The organism is Nocardiopsis sp. TNDT3 (assembly GCF_003427465.1).
Lineage (GTDB): Bacteria > Actinomycetota > Actinomycetes > Streptosporangiales > Streptosporangiaceae > Nocardiopsis > Nocardiopsis dassonvillei.
On the sequence record NZ_QPFC01000281.1, the window covers coordinates 1 to 15,943 of the forward strand.

General features: G+C 72.6%; 12 protein-coding genes, 1 tRNA gene and 1 pseudogene. 6 read left to right on the plus strand and 8 right to left on the minus strand.

The features are described 5' to 3' along the window. Positions 1–221: 221 nt before the first annotated feature. Positions 222–1,135: pseudogene (locus tag DQW06_RS29935) on the plus strand (hypothetical protein). A gap of 382 nt (positions 1,136–1,517) precedes the next feature. On the opposite strand, the gene DQW06_RS07635 reads toward DQW06_RS29935, so the two are convergent. Then, positions 1,518–2,405: an SAM-dependent methyltransferase gene (locus DQW06_RS07635; RefSeq protein ID WP_013151820.1), complete on the minus strand. Its 888-nt coding sequence runs from the start codon at positions 2,403–2,405 to the stop codon at positions 1,518–1,520. Between the two features lie 596 nt (positions 2,406–3,001). On the opposite strand from DQW06_RS07635, the gene DQW06_RS07640 reads away from it, so the two are divergent. Together DQW06_RS07640 and DQW06_RS07645 are read left to right on the plus strand one after the other, a co-directional pair. Continuing rightward, positions 3,002–3,706: a RibD family protein gene (locus DQW06_RS07640; protein ID WP_013151821.1), complete on the plus strand. Its 705-nt coding sequence runs from the start codon at positions 3,002–3,004 to the stop codon at positions 3,704–3,706. Next, positions 3,703–4,173: a dCMP deaminase gene (locus DQW06_RS07645; RefSeq protein WP_013151822.1), complete on the plus strand. Its 471-nt coding sequence runs from the start codon at positions 3,703–3,705 to the stop codon at positions 4,171–4,173. Before DQW06_RS07640 ends, DQW06_RS07645 begins: the two co-directional genes overlap by 4 nt. Positions 4,174–4,200: 27 nt before the next feature. Here DQW06_RS07645 and DQW06_RS07650 read toward each other — a convergent pair whose 3' ends face one another. The 3 genes from DQW06_RS07650 to DQW06_RS07660 form a co-directional block, all read right to left on the minus strand. Continuing rightward, positions 4,201–4,545, minus strand: coding sequence for a hypothetical protein (locus DQW06_RS07650; RefSeq protein ID WP_013151823.1), 345 nt, complete (start codon positions 4,543–4,545; stop codon positions 4,201–4,203). Positions 4,546–4,803: 258 nt separating this feature from the next. Further along, positions 4,804–7,296, minus strand: a complete 2,493-nt coding sequence (locus DQW06_RS07655; protein ID WP_041552316.1) for an RNA helicase — start codon at positions 7,294–7,296, stop codon at positions 4,804–4,806. 157 nt (positions 7,297–7,453) lie between these two features. Then, entirely contained in the window at positions 7,454–8,443 is a 990-nt protein-coding gene (locus DQW06_RS07660; protein WP_013151825.1) for a malate dehydrogenase, read from the minus strand. Positions 8,444–8,710: 267 nt separating this feature from the next. Here DQW06_RS07660 and DQW06_RS07665 point away from each other — a divergent pair. Further along, positions 8,711–8,784, plus strand: a tRNA-Ile gene (locus DQW06_RS07665). 656 nt (positions 8,785–9,440) lie between these two features. Then, entirely contained in the window at positions 9,441–11,381 is a 1,941-nt protein-coding gene (locus tag DQW06_RS07670) for an SGNH/GDSL hydrolase family protein (RefSeq protein WP_013151826.1), read from the plus strand. Positions 11,382–11,421: 40 nt separating this feature from the next. On the opposite strand, the gene DQW06_RS07675 is transcribed toward DQW06_RS07670, so the two are convergent. Both DQW06_RS07675 and DQW06_RS07680 read right to left on the minus strand, forming a co-directional pair. Next, a complete protein-coding gene (locus DQW06_RS07675) occupies positions 11,422–12,042 on the minus strand; it encodes a TetR/AcrR family transcriptional regulator (RefSeq protein ID WP_013151827.1) in 621 nt (206 codons plus the stop codon). 83 nt (positions 12,043–12,125) lie between these two features. Continuing rightward, entirely contained in the window at positions 12,126–12,845 is a 720-nt protein-coding gene (locus DQW06_RS07680; RefSeq protein WP_013151828.1) for a glycerophosphodiester phosphodiesterase, read from the minus strand. 245 nt (positions 12,846–13,090) lie between these two features. Here DQW06_RS07680 and DQW06_RS07685 point away from each other — a divergent pair, with 245 nt between their 5' ends. Then, positions 13,091–13,861, plus strand: a complete 771-nt coding sequence (locus DQW06_RS07685) for a DeoR/GlpR family DNA-binding transcription regulator (RefSeq protein ID WP_013151829.1) — start codon at positions 13,091–13,093, stop codon at positions 13,859–13,861. A gap of 107 nt (positions 13,862–13,968) precedes the next feature. Here DQW06_RS07685 and DQW06_RS07690 read toward each other — a convergent pair whose 3' ends face one another. Together DQW06_RS07690 and DQW06_RS07695 are read right to left on the minus strand one after the other, a co-directional pair. Continuing rightward, positions 13,969–14,436, minus strand: coding sequence for a VOC family protein (locus DQW06_RS07690; protein WP_019606964.1), 468 nt, complete (start codon positions 14,434–14,436; stop codon positions 13,969–13,971). Between the two features lie 99 nt (positions 14,437–14,535). Next, the gene (locus DQW06_RS07695) at positions 14,536–15,798 is read right to left on the minus strand and encodes an MFS transporter (protein ID WP_117198212.1); all 1,263 of its coding nucleotides are present in this window, start codon (positions 15,796–15,798) and stop codon (positions 14,536–14,538) included. Positions 15,799–15,943: the final 145 nt, after the last annotated feature.

Here is a 15,943-nt window from a genome sequence, read left to right on the forward strand (position 1 = left end):
CCGACCCCCTGCTTCCCGACCCCTTCACCAGCCTGGGCGGCACCCGCGTCTCCACCCTGGAGGAGTGGGAGTGCCGCCGGGCGGAGATCCACGAACTGGCGGAGCGCTCCGTCTACGGGGACAGACCCGCGTCGCCCGACAGCGTCACGGGCGCGGTCGCCTCGTCCGGCATCACCGTGAACGTGACGGACCGGGGACGCAGCACCAGCTTCTCGGCGTCGGTGGACCTGCCGAGCCGTTCGGGCCCCTTCCCGGCCGTCATCGTCTACGGCGGGTTCGGGGCGGACACGGCCGCCATCAACGCCGCGGGCGCCGCCGTCATCAGCTACGACCCCTTCGCGGTCGGGGCCGAGGGCACCTCGCGGGGCGACAAGCGGGGCGCGTTCTACGACATCTACGGCTCATCCAGCGGTACGGGGCTGCTCATGGCCTGGGCCTGGGGCGCCAGCCGCGTCATCGACGTCGTCGAGCAGTCGGGCGGCGGCGTCCTCCGGGCGGACGCGACCGGTGTCACCGGGTGCTCGCGCTACGGCAAGGGCGCCCTCGCGGCGGGCGCGTTCGACCAGCGCATCGACCTGACCATGCCGATCGAGTCGGGCACCGGCGGTGTCCCCGCCTTCCGCGCGGTCGCCCGGGAGAGCGGAGCCCGGCCCCTGAGCAGCGCCTACGGCGAGCAGCCGTGGCTGGGGGACGCCTTCGGTTCCCACACGGGCGACCGAGCACGCTGCCGGTGGACACACACCAGATCCTGGGCATGATCGCGCCGCGCGGGCTGTTCGTCATGGACAACCCCCACATCGACTGGCTGGGTGCCCGCTCCGGGAGTGTGGCGGCCCTGGGCGGAGCGCAGGTGTACCAGGCGCTCGGCGCCCAGGACAACATCAGCTACTGGGCCGACGTCCAGGACGGCACCCACTGCGCCGCCAGGCCCGAATGGCGGGCCCCGCTGCGACAGAGCATCGAGGCGTTCCTGCACGGGACGGGCGAGGCCCCCGGCGCGCTCCGGCCCGCCGGGGCGGGCTCCGCGGCGGACGGGACGTGTGCCGGGTCCCGGTCGGCAGGTGCCGACGGGGAGCAGGGGGACGGCACGCGCGTGGACGCCGGATCCCCGGTACACCGGGGCGTTCGGCGGTGACGGCGCGTGTGGGCACCGGGCCCGGTCCGACCGGCTTCCCGGTCGGCCGGGACGGCGGCATGGCCCGTTGGGCGGGACCGCGCTCGGAGGGCAGTGGCTCGGGGGCGGCACGCGCCCGGTCATCGGCGAGGAGAGCGGCACCGGGTCCGCGCCCGTGTTCTGGGGCGCCATCCGTCGGTGCCGGGGCGGCCGGGACGCCCCGCCGGACATCCACCGTCCGCGCCAGCGGTTCGGGGCCGCTGGAGTACTCCGAGGGTTCCCGTGGTCGGGACACGGGACCGCTCGGTGTCGGGGCCACTGGGCTGAGCGGCCCGGTGTGCGCGGTGGCGGACCTCGCCCGCTGCCGGTCCGGGCGGCTGCGACGCGGGGCGGAGGTAACGCCTCAGATTCCGGCGACGCCGCCGATGAGCAGTCGGCGGTTGCGCTGGGGCATCTGGTAGCAGCCGGGCACCGGCGGGGCCACGGGCAGCGTGCGCCACCGCTGGACCTCGATCACGCCGGGTTCGGCGACGCGCCAGCCCTCGAAGAAGTCGAGGATGGCCCGCCGCGAGCGCCAGCGGCCGGACCGCAGGCGTTCGGCGAACACCTGCTCCAGCTGCTCGGCCCGCGCCGCGTCCTTGGGGAAGACGGCGGAGTCGGGACGGCAGTAGTGGCTGAGGACCATGTGGCTGCCGGGAGCCAGGGCGTCGCGCAGGGCGGCTATGTGCTCGGCCGGGTGGTCGGCGTCGGAGGTGTGCGTGACGGCACCGGCGAGCAGCAGGCCGACGGGCTCGTCCAGGTCGAGGAAGCTCCGGGTCTCGGAGCTGTCCAGGAGCCTGTCCGGGCGGGTGAGCGAGGCGCGCACCGCGGTGGTGGTGCGCCGGTCGCGGAGCAGGGCGAGGTGGTGGGTCAGGACCACAGGGTCGTCGGTGGCGTAGACGACGCGCGCGCGGGGGTCGCTCTCGTGCGCGATCTCGTGCGGGTCGCCCGGTGCGGGCAGTCCCGCGCCGAACTGGATGAACTGCCGGATGCCCAGGTCCGCGCACAGGTGGCGGACGGCGCGCTGGAGGAAGGCCCTCTCGCCCAGCACGAGGTCCTGGAACCCGGGCGCGGCCCGCTCGGCGCGGCCGGCCAGGTCCCGGTCCGCCTCGAAGTGGTCCTTGCCCTTGAGGTGGAAGGAGTGCAGCCGGGCCACGCTGGGCCGGGTCAGGTCAACGGCGGGCGGTGGGTGGGCGCGGACGTGTTTGCCCCCCGCCTGCCTCAGGAAAGGGGGGGAGGTGAATCGAGACATCGCCGTCCTCTTGTCTGAGGTGGGAAGAGTGGTCGACCACTGGATTGTATTCCGCGTGAGAGGTGTTGTTAACCGAGTCACAGACTCCGGTCATAAAAATCGGTGTTCGCGATGCCCGGGAAGTACTGCGGGGTGTGGCGAAGGGTGGTCCTGGGTGGGCTAGGAGTTATATACCTAATGTCCATTATGGGAGGAATCAGGATGAGGTCTCGGAACTCGTAAGCCCGTGGCTACGGGCTTCCCGGGTTTCGTGAGTGCGCGTGTGTGACAGTGGAGACGTGTGGGTACGGGTGGTTGTGTCCCGTCCCCGGAGCGTGAGCCGCGGGCTCCTCCGCCGTGCGGGAACGGAGAAAAGCGTTCCCCGCGCATATCGGAGGGAAATTCCGCGCACGCAGTCGCCACCTGCGGGAATTCCTTGCCGTGCCCAGGAATGCGGTGCGACCGGTGAACGGTGGAGCGGCGGGCCGAAAACACCGGAACGCCGTTGGGACGCCGGCCCTCCCGACCGCCGACCCTTCCGGTCGCGGGCTCCCGCGGACGCGGGCGCTCCCCGAGCGCGGACCGCCCGGCCCCGCGCCGTGGCCTAGCCTGGGGCCATGGACCGCCCGTACACCATCCTCAGCTGCGCCATGTCGGTCGACGGACGCATCGACGACACCGGGCCCGAGCGGCTGCGCCTGTCCAACGAGGCCGACTTCGCCGAGATCGACGAACTACGGGCGGAGTGCGACGCCATCCTCGTCGGCGCGGGCACCCTGCGCGCCGACAACCCCGGGCTGTTGGTGCGCTCCCCGCTGCTGCGCGAACGCCGCCGGGAGCGCGGGCGCACCGCGCACCTGCTCAAGGCCCTGGTCACCCGCAGCGGCGAGTTCGACCCCGCGGCCCGCTTCTTCTCCACCGGGGACGCGGGAGCCGTCGTCTACACCGGCGGGGCGGGCGTGGACACCGCCCGGCGCGCGCTGGCCGACCGGCCCGCCGCGGACCCGCCCGCCGAGGTCGTGGACGCCGGGGACCCGCCCACCGTCCGGGCCGTGCTGGCCGACCTGGCCGACCGGGGCGTCGGCCGCCTGCTGGTCGAGGGCGGCGGGCACATCCACACGCTCTTCCTCACCTCGGGGCTGGTCGACGAGCTCCGGTTGGCGGTGGCCCCCTTCCTGGTGGGGCAGGAGGACGCCCCGCGCTTCGTCGTGCCCGGCGCCTTCCCGCAGACCCCCGACGCGCCGATGCGGCTGGTGGAGGCCAGGGCGCTGGGCGACGTGGCGGTCCTGCGCTACCGGCTGGACCGGGGAGCGCGCGCGTGAGCGCCGGTCCGCCCCCCGCCGAGGGGGAGTCCGACGCCCGGTGGCTGCGCCGCACCGTCGAGCTGTCCCGCTCCTGTCCGCCCTCGGACACGGCGTTCTCGGTGGGCTGCGCCGTGGTCGCCGCCGACGGCACCGTCCTGGGCGAGGGCTACTCGCGCCGCGACGACCCGCACGACCACGCCGAGGAGGCGGCCCTGCGGGAGGTGGACGCCGACGACCCCAGGCTGGCCGGAGCCACCCTGTACTCGTCCCTGGAACCGTGCAGCTCCCGTGCCTCCCGGCCGCTGTCCTGCTCGGCGCTGATCCTGGCCACGCCCGTCGCGCGCGTGGTGTTCGCCTGGCGGGAGCCCTCCGTGTTCGTGGACTGCGACGGCGCCGAGCGCCTGCGCGCGGCGGGCCGGACGGTCGTGGAGCGGCCCGACCTGGCCGACGGCGTGCGCGAGGTCAACGCCCACCTGCTGGGCTGAGCGGGAGCCCGGTGGAGGGCGGCCGCGTCATCTGAGCTTGCCCGCGTAGGAGTACAGGCGGCGCGTCCGGGCCTTGGTCTCCTCGTCCTCGTAGGGGTTGGTGACGCGGGCGTGCACCGCTCCGGAGAAGTCGTCCCACTGCTGGGCGCTCATCCGGGGCGCCCTGGCGTCGAGGTGGCGCATGGCGACGGGCTCCTCCATCTCCAGGAGCCTGTCGAGTTCGTCGCTGGCCGACACCGACCTGGCGAGGGAACCGGCGACATCGCGGACCCTTCCGGCGAACTCCTCGTCCCTGGACATCCGGCGGGCGACGTAGGCGGCGGCCGCGGCGCCTCCCGCGGCGACGGCCCAGGCGATGAGGGGGAGGGGCATGGTCGAACCTCCTGTGTGTGAAGGTCCGCACGACCGCTGGGACGGGAGGGGTCGGCGGGCAGGGGAGCGGGTCCGGCGGCGCCGGACCCTGTGCCGTCCTTTCTACCCGCCGGAGGCGGCCCGACCCGGGTTGTCCACAGGCCGGATCCGGCTGTGGCGCGGCCCGGGTCCGGGGGTGTTCCCTTGGTACAGGGGGCCCATCCCCGGAGACGGCATGGGCGTGCCCGAAAACGGCCCTTCCCCGAGGACCGTCCGCCCCTACAGCCGGTCCACGTCCGCCACGTGCACCACCGCGCGCCCCTCGGCGTCGGACGCGGCCAGGTCCACCTCGGCGCTGATGCCCCAGTCGTGGTCGCCCGCCGGGTCGGCGAAGATCTGGCGGACCCGCCACAGCTCCGGCTCCCGCTCGATGAGCAGCATCGCCGGGCCGCGCGCGTCCGGCCCGGTCCCGATCGCGTCGTGCTCCTCGAAGTAGGCGTCCAGGGCCTCCTCCCAGGCCTCGGCGTCCCACTCCCCGTCCTCGTCCAGCCGCCCCAGTTCGTCGTGGCGGCGCAGGGCGGCCAGCTCCACGCGGCGGAACATCTCGTTGCGCACCAGCACCCGGAACGCCCGCTCGTTGGTGGTGACGGGCCGCACCTTCTCCTCGGCGGCGGCCGCGTCCTCCGGCACCTCCGCCTCGGGGTTGGTCAGCTGCTCCCACTCGTCCAGCAGGCTGGAGTCCACCTGGCGGACCAGCTCGCCCAGCCACTCGATGAGGTCGCGCAGCTCCTCGGTCTTGGCGTCGTCGGGCACCGTCTGGTTGAGCGCCTTGTACGCGCTGGCCAGGTAGCGCAGCACGAGCCCCTCCGAGCGGGCCAGTTCGTAGAAGCCCACGTACTCGGTGAAGGTCATCGCCCGCTCGTACATGTCCCGGGCCACCGTCTTGGGCCGGAGCGGGTGGTCGCCCACCCACGGGTGGCCGCGCCGGTACACCTCGTAGGCGTGGCTGAGCAGCTCCTCCAGCGGCTTGGGGTAGTCGACCTCCTCCAGCCGCTCCATGCGCTCGTCGTACTCGATGCCGTCCATCTTCATCTGCTGGACGGCCTCGCCGCGCGCCTTGTTGAGCTGGGCGCCCAGGATCTGCCGCGGGTCGTCCAGGGTGGACTCCACCACGCTGAGCACGTCCAGCGGGTACGTGGGCGACTCCTTGTCCAGCAGGTCCAGCGCGGCCAGCGCGAACGTGGACAGCGGCTGGTTGAGCGCGAAGTCGGCCTGGAGGTCCACGGTCAGCCGCGCGGTGCGCCCCTGCGCGTCGGGCTCGGGGAGCGCCTCCACGATCCCGCCGTCCAGCAGCGACCGGTAGATGGCGATGGCCTCGCTGATGTGGCGGCGCTGCCTGGGGCGGTCGTCGTGGTTCTCGGTGAGCAGGTGCTTCATGGCCGGGAAGCAGTCGCCGGGGCGGGCGATCACGCTCAGCAGCATGGCGTTGCTGACCCTGAACCGCGAGGTCAGGGGCTCGGGGTCGGACTCGATCAGCTTGGTGAAGGTGGCCTCGTCCCAGGAGACGAACCCCTCCGGGGCCTTCTTGCGCACCACCTTGCGCCGCTTCTTGGCGTCGTCGCCGACCTTGGCGAGCGCCTTCTCGTTCTCGATGACGTGCTCGGGGGCCTGGGCCACCACGTTGCCCACGGTGTCGAACCCGGCCCGGCCCGCGCGCCCGGCGATCTGGTGGAACTCGCGGGCGCGCAGGCGGCGCACGCGCACCCCGTCGTACTTGCTCAGCGCGGTGAACAGCACCGTGCGGATGGGCACGTTCACGCCCACGCCGAGGGTGTCGGTGCCGCAGATGACCTTGAGCAGCCCCGACTGCGCCAGGCGCTCGACCAGGCGCCGGTACTTGGGCAGCATGCCCGCGTGGTGCACGCCGATGCCGTGCCGCACGTAGCGGGACAGGTTGCGGCCGAACTTGGTGGTGAAGCGGAAGTTGCCGATCTCCGCGGCGATCGCCGCCTTCTCCTCCTTGGTGCACATGTTGATGCTGGTCAGCGACTGCGCGCGCTCGACCGCCTGCGCCTGGGTGAAGTGCACGATGTACACGGGGGCGTTGCCGCTGCCGAGCAGCTCCTCCAGCGTCTCGTGCAGCGGGGTGACCCGGTAGTCGTAGTAGAGGGGGACGGGGCGCTCGGCCGAGGACACCACGGCGGTGGAGCGCCCGGTGCGCTTCTCCAGGTCCTCCTCGAAGCGGCTGACGTCGCCCAGGGTGGCCGACATCAGCAGGAACTGCGCCTGCGGCATCTCCAGCAGCGGCACCTGCCACGCCCACCCGCGGTCGGGCTCGGCGTAGAAGTGGAACTCGTCCATGACGACCGTGTTGATGTCGGCGTTCGCGCCCTCGGCCAGGGCGATCTGGGCCAGGACCTCCGCCGTGCAGCACACGATGGGCGCGTCGGCGTTGACGCTGGCGTCGCCGGTCATCATGCCGACGTTGTCGGTGCCGAAGATCTTGCACAGGTCGAAGAACTTCTCCGACACCAGCGCCTTGATGGGCGCGGTGTAGAACGCGCACTCGTCGCGGGCCAGCGCGGCGAAGAGCGCGCCGGTGGCCACCATGCTCTTGCCCGAGCCGGTGGGGGTGTTGAGGATGACGTTGGACCCGGAGACGACCTCGATGAGGGCCTCCTCCTGGTGCGGGTAGAGGGTGAGGCCCCGCTCCTCGGCCCACAAAGCGAACGCCTCGAAGAGGGAGTCGGGTTCTGGTTCGGCCGGAAGCACATCGATGAGACTCACAGTCTCTATACTGCCTGCTTCCCGGCCCCCTTCGGGACGCTGGCCGCAGCGCGCGACGTCCGGGGCCCCGCGACGGCGACGGGCGCACCCCGCGCGGGGTGCGCCCGTCGTGTCACCGGTCTCGCGGTGCGCGTCTCGGCGGTCAGACCAGGCCGAGCTGCTTGACGGTGTCGCGCTCCTCGACCAGCTCCTTGACGGAGGCGTCGATGCGTGCGCGGGAGAAGTCGTCGATCTCCAGGCCCTGCACGATCTCCCACCTGCCGCCGCGCGAGACGACGGGGAAGGAGGAGATGATGCCCTCGGGCACGCCGTAGGAGCCGTCGGAGGGGATGGCCGCGGAGGTCCAGTCGCCCTCGGGGGTGCCGTTGACCCAGTCGTACACGTGGTCGACGGCGGCGTTGGCGGCGGAGGCCGCCGAGGAGGCGCCTCGGGCCTCGATGATCGCGGCGCCGCGCTTGGCGACGGTCGGGATGAAGTCGTTCTCCAGCCAGGCCTGGTCGCCGACGGCCTTGGCCGCGTTGGCGCCGTTGACCTCGGCGTGGAACACGTCCGGGTACTGGGTGGCGGAGTGGTTGCCCCAGATGGTGAGCTTCTTGATGTCGTTGATCGACACGTCGAGCTTCTTGGCGAGCTGGGTGAGCGCGCGGTTGTGGTCCAGGCGGGTCATCGCGGTGAAGCGCTCGGCCGGGACGTCGGGGGCGTGGCTCTGCGCGATGAGGGCGTTGGTGTTGGCGGGGTTGCCCACCACCAGCACGCGGATGTCGTCGGCCGCACCGGCGTTGATCGCCTCGCCCTGGGGCTTGAAGATGCCGCCGTTGGCCTCCAGCAGGTCGCCGCGCTCCATGCCCTTGCCGCGCGGGCGGGCGCCGACCAGCAGGGCGACGTTGGCGCCCTGGAAGGCCTGGGTGGCGTCGTCGAAGATGTCGATGCCCTGGAGCAGCGGGAAGGCGCAGTCGTCCAGCTCCATCGCCGTGCCCTCGGCGGCCTTGACGGCCTGCGGGATCTCCAGCAGGCGCAGCTTCACCGGGGTGTCGGCGCCGAGCAGCTGGCCGGAGGCGATCCGGAACAGCAGCGCGTAGCCGATCTGGCCGGCGGCGCCGGTGACGGTGACGTTGACGGGTGCTTTGGACATGACGTGAACTCTCCCTGACGACGTTTCGCGACCCGCGATGCTCACAACGGGTTCGACGCGGCTTCGGTACCGGGCGCTGGGGGCCGTCCAGGCTCGCGCCGCACCTCACCACCCTAGACCGCGCGCTCCCGCGTGCCGTGACCCAGGTGCGCGCTACGTGTCCCCGCGCCGTCCCGGGCGGGCGGCCGGGAGGTCCTGTCCGTTAACGGATTTAGGGCGGGGAAACGTCGGACCCACCCTGTTAGGATGGCGTTTGCCGATCACGGCGGGCCGGTAGCTCAGTTGGTTAGAGCAGGGGACTCATAATCCCTGGGTCGCGGGTTCGAGTCCTGCCCGGCCTACCCTCTCCGAACACGAAAAAAGCGCCTCCCACCTGTGCGTGCAGGCAGGAGGCGCTATCGCTTTCCCCGCGGTCGGCTACGGGCTTCCACGGCCCCGTCCGGTTGGCCGCGGGGAATACACGTCGAAGTTCCGGAAGCCCTCGAACCCGGCCGCCGCCCGGCCGGCGGCGCCGTTCCGCGGCGCGGCGGCCGTCCGTTCCCGCCAAAGGCGCCGGACACGAGCGCCACGTGCCCCGCCGTCCCCGCACAGCCCCCCGTGACCCGCCGCCTTGCGGGTGCGGGCCGGGTCGGCGGCGCCACGGGCCCGGGGGCGCGGCGTCCGTTCTTCGTTTGTGTTTTGTCTACTTATAGGGCCTTTGGTATGTTCCTTCCCTCCGGGGAAGTCCTCACTGCGGTATCCGAATAACGGACGTCCGATTTCCCGGGCTGACATCGGACGAATATGGCGGCACTCCTGCCCGAATCCGAAGCTCCTGCGCGTTTTCCCGTTCCGTGCAGGTCGCAGGCCATACGACCCGCCGTCCAGTACATCCCGGAACCTCCGCGCCCGGCGGTGGCCGCTCGTTTACACTGGCGGCCGCTCCGAGGGGCGCGGTGGTCCACGTCTCAACAACCACGGCGCGCCCGGCGGCGTCCGACAGTCGGTGGACAGATGCATGCGGGGGGAGAGGCGAGCGTTGGGAGCGGACGGCACACGGCTGCGCGGAACCCACCGGCACGGGGTGGGCCTCCATCCCCGTCTGCTGTACGCCCTGGCCGCGGCGGCCGTGGCGGTGCTCCTCGTGGTCGTGGTCAACACCGCCGTCTCCCGGGACGACGGCACCGGGCCCTCCGAGTCCAGGGAGCAGACCGTCCCCGCGGTGAACGCGGTCCCCTTCAGCGGTCTCGTCGACCGGATCGGCGTCTCCCGGGACACCTCCGTCGCCACCGTCGACCTCGACGGCTCCGGGAACAGCCTGTCCTCCCAGGCGCTGGCCGCCGCCGGGTGGACGCCCGGCCGCGAGGTGGTCCTGCTCGGCACGCCCATGGAACTGCCCGACTACGCTCCCGGCCGCCCCGACCACCTGGTCTCGGACGGCCAGTTCCTGCGGCTCGCGGACGAGCACTACCGGTCGCTCACCTTCCTGGCCACCGCGACCCGCACCGACGGCATCGAGGCCGAGGTCACCGGAACCGGCCGCGTGGTCTACGCCGACGGCCGGGAGCAGGAGTTCACCCTGTCCGTGCCGCACTGGACCGCCGGACCCGCGAGCGAGGCCGCGCTCACCCTGCCCTACGCCAACTCCGCGCGGCACGCCGGTCCCAGCCCCACCCTCGGCGCGGCGCGCCTGTACGCGCGCGGCGTCACGGTCGACCCCGCCCGTGAGATCTCCCACGTGGTGCTGCCCGAGACCGCCGACGAGGCGGGCCGCATCCACGTGTTCTCCGTGGGCGGGCGCGCCGCGGAGACGGAGTGGACGGGCACCTGGGCGCGCGCCACCTCCGGCTACATGGAGGTCGGACCCTGGCGGGACCAGACCCTGCGGCTGTCGGTGCGCACGACCACCGGCGGCCACACGGTCCGCATCCGCCTGGACAACACCTTCGCGGCCGCACCCGTCACCGTGGGCGCGGCCTCCGTCGCGCTGCGCGGAAGCGGCGCGGCCTCCCGCGGCGCCGCGGTCCCGCTCACCTTCGAGGGGCGCTCCGACACCGTCATCCCGGCTGGGGGACAGGTGTTCAGCGACCCCGTCGAGATGCTCCTGCCGCCGCAGACCGACGTGCTGGTCAGCATCCACCTGCCCGAACAGGTGACCACCGCGCCGGTGCACTACGCCTCGGTGGACACCAACTACACCAGCGCGCCCGGAAGCGGCGACCTGACCCTGGACACCACGGGGGAGCCGTTCACCGGCCGGGTCGCGCAGTGGCCCTTCCTCACCGCGGTGGAGGTCTCCGGGGGGCCGGGCGCGATCGCCGCCTTCGGCGACTCCATCACCGACGGGATCCGCTCCACCCCCGACGCCCACGCCCGCTGGCCCGACGTGCTCAGCGCCCGCCTGTCCGAGCGGCCGGGGCTGCCCAACCCGGGCGTGCTCAACCTCGGCGTGGCCGGGAACCACGTGATCCGGGACGGCTACCCGGGTGAGGGCGTCTCCACCAACCCCACCGGGGTGGCGCTGACCCACCGGGTGCACCGGGACGTGCTGGCCCAGAGCGGGGTGAACACCTTGGTCGTCTTCGCCGGGATCAACGACCTGCGCTGGAGCACCCCGCCCGAGTCGGTGATCGCCGGGATCGAGGAGATCGCGGGGCTGGCCCGCGAGAACGGCATGCGGGTGTTCGTGGCCACGCTCGGCCCCTGCGGGGGCGAGGCGCGCTGCACCGAGGAGGTCGACCGGGCCCGCCAGCAGGTCAACGACCACCTGCGGGCGCGGGCGAACGATCCCCTGTCGCCCTTCGACGGCGTATGGGACTTCGACGCGGTTCTGCGCGACCCGCAGGAACCCAGCCGCATGCTGCCCGCCTACGACTCGGGCGACCACCTCCACCCGGGGGACGCCGGACTGCGCGCGCTGGCCGAGTCCGTGGACCTCTACCAGCTCGTCGGCGGCTAGCGCCGGCCGGGGGAGCGCGTGGCCCGCCCAGGCCGTCCGGTCAGCGCGGGCACCCCAGGTGGTGGTGGATCACGAGGTCGACGTAGACGGCGCCGAGGTCGTCCAGGCTCAGCCCGGCCCCGGGGTCGTACCAGTGCAGCAGGGAGTCGAAGGTCTCCAGCACGTCGTCGGCGACCCGCCCCGGCTCGCGCACCCCGAAGTCCCCGCGGGTCACGCCGTCCAGGATGATGCCGCGCACGTGCTCGCGGTACGCCCGGGTCAGGGAGGTGATCTCGCGGTGGCGGGCCGGGTGGATGGCGCGCAGCACCGGCAGCAGCTCGTGCCCCAGCGCGGTCGCCGCGCGGTGCCGCCAGCCGGTCTCCACGTGCCGCCTGACCAGCGTCGACATGCGTTCTGTCGCGGGTCGGTCCGGCCGGTCCGCGGCCAGCTGCCCGTGCACCCGCTCCCGGGTGGAGCGCAGCACCACGGCGTAGGCCAGGTCCAACCGGGTGGGGAAGGCGCGTCTGAGCGCGGCGGGGGCGGTCCCGGTCTCGGCCGAGATCCGGGAGGTCAGTTCGGACATCGCCAGGCCTTGTGAGCCGTGCTGGGCGAACAGGTGCGCCGCGCAGTCCAGGACGGGGGCCGTGGTGCGGAGCGCGTGAGGGGATGTGTCGGCCGTCATGTGGTGTCTCATCGCTCGGAGTACGCCCCCGGAGAGGGGGAGGGCGTGCGGTCTTCGGCGGATCGGTTCCGCGACCCCCGCTCTCAGACCGGACCGGCGGCCGGTGCCCGCCGCTCACGGCTGCTGGTCAGCGACACCAGGTCCTCGATCCGCTCGGTGGCGAGCGCGTCCACGCCCATGCCCACCACGCGCGCCATCTCGGGGAAGTCGTTCACCGTCCACGCCGTGACGAGGTGGCCGCGCAGGTGTGTCTCCGAGACCAGGTCCCGGGTCAGCAGCGTGTAGTGCATGCCGAGGAAGGTCGGACGCAGGGTCCGCACCACGTCCTCGGGCGGCGGCCCCGGCTTGTCCCAGGCCAGCATCAGCCGGGCCTCGGAGCTGCGGCCCCGCAGGGCGTCGAGGGTCTCGGTGGAACCGGTGAAGAGCACCTGGTCGCCGAACCCGCGCGCCCGCAGCAGGCTGTCCGCCGCCAGCGCCGCCTCGGGCGTGCCGGCGTCCACGAGCAGGGGAGGGGGAGCGTCGCCGGTGTACTCGGCGAGCACCTCCATCAGGGTGGGCACGCGGTGCTCCACGTCGTCGCGGGCGGCGGCGATCTCGGCCAGGGTCAGCTCCCCCACGGGGCGGGGCGGGGAACCGGGAAGGGCCATGAGTCGTTCGTCCACCAGGACGGGATAGCCGTCGGAGGTGAGGTGGACGTCGATCTTGACCAGGTCGGCCCCGGCACGCGAGGCTGAACGCAGGGCCGGGAGGGTGTTTCCCGGGAAGCGTGCGGTGTCTCCGCGCAGTGCGATGGACAACGTCATGTGGTCAAGGGTGGCAAAGACTTCCGCTTTACGTGGTGCAAACAGGAAAAACGCCCGCCGGGGGCGGGCGCGGACGGGCGTGCGGCGCCCCGCGCGGCCCGGTGCCGCCGTTACGTGGCGTCGCGATTGCGAGCGGACTCACGTCGTCGGGGACGCCGACGGGGTGCGGCGAGCTGGGAAACTTTGTTACACGGCGTCGTGACCGCACGGTGCCCCATGACCGTCCCTGGAGTGTGAGGCGAACGATGATTCCGGACCAGAGACGAGAGCACATCCTCAAGCTCCTTCAGGAGCGCCACGTGCTGAGCATCAACGAGCTCACGTCGATGCTGTCCGTGTCCCACATGACGGTCCGGCGTGACATCCAGGCGCTGGAGAACGACGGCAAGGTGCTGTCGGTCACCGGGGGGGTGCGGCTCGCGGCGCGGCTCAAGAGCGAGCCCTCCTACCTGGCCAAGGCCCAGCTGGAGGTACCCGCCAAGCGGGCCATAGCGCGCGCGGCGGCCGACCTGGTCCGGGAGAACTTCACCATCTACCTGGACGCGGGCACGACCACGCTGCAGATGGTCCCCCTGCTCACCGACAAGGTCGGCCTGACCGTCATCACCAGCGACTTCAACGTCGTGGGCCACCTGATGGAGTACCCGGGGATCGAGCTGATCCACACCGGCGGGGTGGTCTCGCACTCCGACCACTCCTCGGTCGGGCGCTTCACCGCCGACTTCCTGCGCCAGGTGAACGTCGACCTGGCCTTCATCGCCAGCAGCTCCTGGGACGCCGAGCGCGGCTCGACCACGCCCTCCGAGGCCAAGGTGGTCGCCAAGCAGGCGCTGCTGCGGATCGCCTCCAAGAGCGTGCTCACGGTCGACAGCACCAAGTACGGCAAGTTCGGCACCTTCAGGGTGGCCAGCCTGGAGGAGTTCGACCTGATCATCACCGACGACCGGCTCCCGCGCTCGGCCGTGGACGACCTCGCCGAGCGCGACGTGCGCCTGAAGCTGGTCGAGGTGGAGTAGAGGGGGCGCCCACCGGGCGCCCGGCGGCTCGGGGCCGCCCGAGTCCGCCGTTCATCGCCTGGTCGGCGGCGTGCACGGCCGAGGCCCCGGCTACGGCTCCACGCGGCTCAGTCCTCGTCGGCGTCGAGCTCCGCGTGGGCGAACAGGGCCAGTTCGGTGCCGTCCGGGTCGTAGAAGAGCAGGGTGGAGCCCTCCTCGCCGTGCATCACCGGGGAGTGCTCCACGTCCATCTCCGCGAAGCGCTCCTCCCAGGCCTCCAGTTCGCCCAGGTTCTCCACGCCCAGGGTGAGCCGGTCCAGGCCGCAGTGCCTGCGGTCGAACCTGCCCTTGAAGTTGTCGCGATGCTGGATGAGCGCCAGCAGCAGCCCGGAGGCCGGGTGCTGGCACTCGGTGCGCCGTGTGCCCTCGTGGTCGCTCTTGCCGAGGACCCGGAAACCCAGGACCGTGCGGTAGAAGCGCACACTCTCGTCGCGGTCGCGGACCGACAGGGTGACGCGGGCGAGCCCGTTGAGCTGGGGCACGGGCACCTCTCTGCGGCGGGGGCCGATGGTGGCCAGTAGATCGAGCACGATCATCGAGCCTAGGTCGGAGTCAGAATGATGGGTTCCTCTTTAACGCGGGTTTAACGCCTGATGTTCCCCGAATCACCCCGACACGCTCCCTGACCTCCCCGGTCACCCCTCTCCGACGCCCGGAGCGGAACGTGTCACCGTCGCCGGAGAGGACGGTTCGCCGCGCACGTACCAGCGGGCGCGCATCACCAGGACGGTCACCGCGAAGGAGACCAGGCCGCCCAGCGTGGCCAGCACGAACGCCCCCTGGTGGCCGTGCGCGTCGGCGAGGACGCCCGCGACCGACGACCCCAGCGCCTGGCCCAGGATCAGGCAGCTCAGGATGACGGCCATCGACTGCGACAGGCGGCTGGCCGGGGCGGCCCTCTCGATCAGCCCGAACAGGCTCACGATGTGCGGGCCGATGGCGGCGCCCAGGACGAAGATGGCCACCGCCAGGGCGGCCGCGCCGTGGGCCGCGTACAGCGGCAGGGTGAGCAGGAACAGCGCGCCCGCCGCGATCCGGGCCCGCGCCGTGAGCGGGAAGCCCACGGGGACGGAGGCCATCAGCAGGCCCGCGACGGCGCTGCTGGTGCCCATCACCGCGTACATCAGCCCGGACAGGTCCCCGTGCCCGGAGGCGGCGGAGAAGGCGGTCACGCCGGTGGACATGCCGCCGAAGAACAGGCCCTGGCAGAACATGGGGACGGCCAGCACCAGCAGCGCGGGCGTGGCGATGCGGCCCCCGGCGCCGCGCACCGGCGGGGTTCCGGGCGGCGCGGTGGGGTGCAGGGCGAACACGGTCCCGAACACGCCGATGAGCACGGCCGCGCCCAGCACGCTCGCCGCCGGGGAGAGCGTCACGGTGAGCAGGCCCACCAGGGCGGGGCCCAGGACGAACGCGGCCTCGTCCAGCACGCCCTCGACCGACATCGCCGCGGACACCGACCGCTCGCGCTCCTCGCCCCGGTGCGGCCCCCGACGGATGAGCACCACCCAGCGCGTACGCGCCATGGGGCCGATCTGGGGCATGCACAGACCCGCCGCGGCGGCGAGCACGGCCAGGACCGGGGCGGAGGCCTCCGCCAGGACGGTGGTCACGAGCACGGTGATGAGCACGGCGTCCACGAGCGAGGTGACCAGCACCGGTACGCGCTGCCCGCGCCGGTCGGCGAAGCGGGCGATGACGGGCCCGCCCACGGTCTCCCCGAGCGCGAAGGCGCCGGTCACCGCACCGGCGGCGGCCACGCTCCCGGTCGTGGTGGTGACCAGGGTGAGCAGGCCGATCAGGGACATGGAGATGGGCAGGCGGGCGAGGAAGGTGCTCAGGAGCAGCGGCCACCCGGCGATGTGGTGCATGCGTCGCAGCGTGTCCAAAGGTGACATCCGGCCCCTGTCCGCGGTCGTGGTCGCCCACCCCGGCTCCCGGCACGGCCGTATGGCTCGGGCCGTCGCGGAAGGGCCAAAATTCATCCCATGATATGGCCGTCGTCGGCGGGCGGGGCCTTCCGGCGCCCGGGTGGTGGCTTTC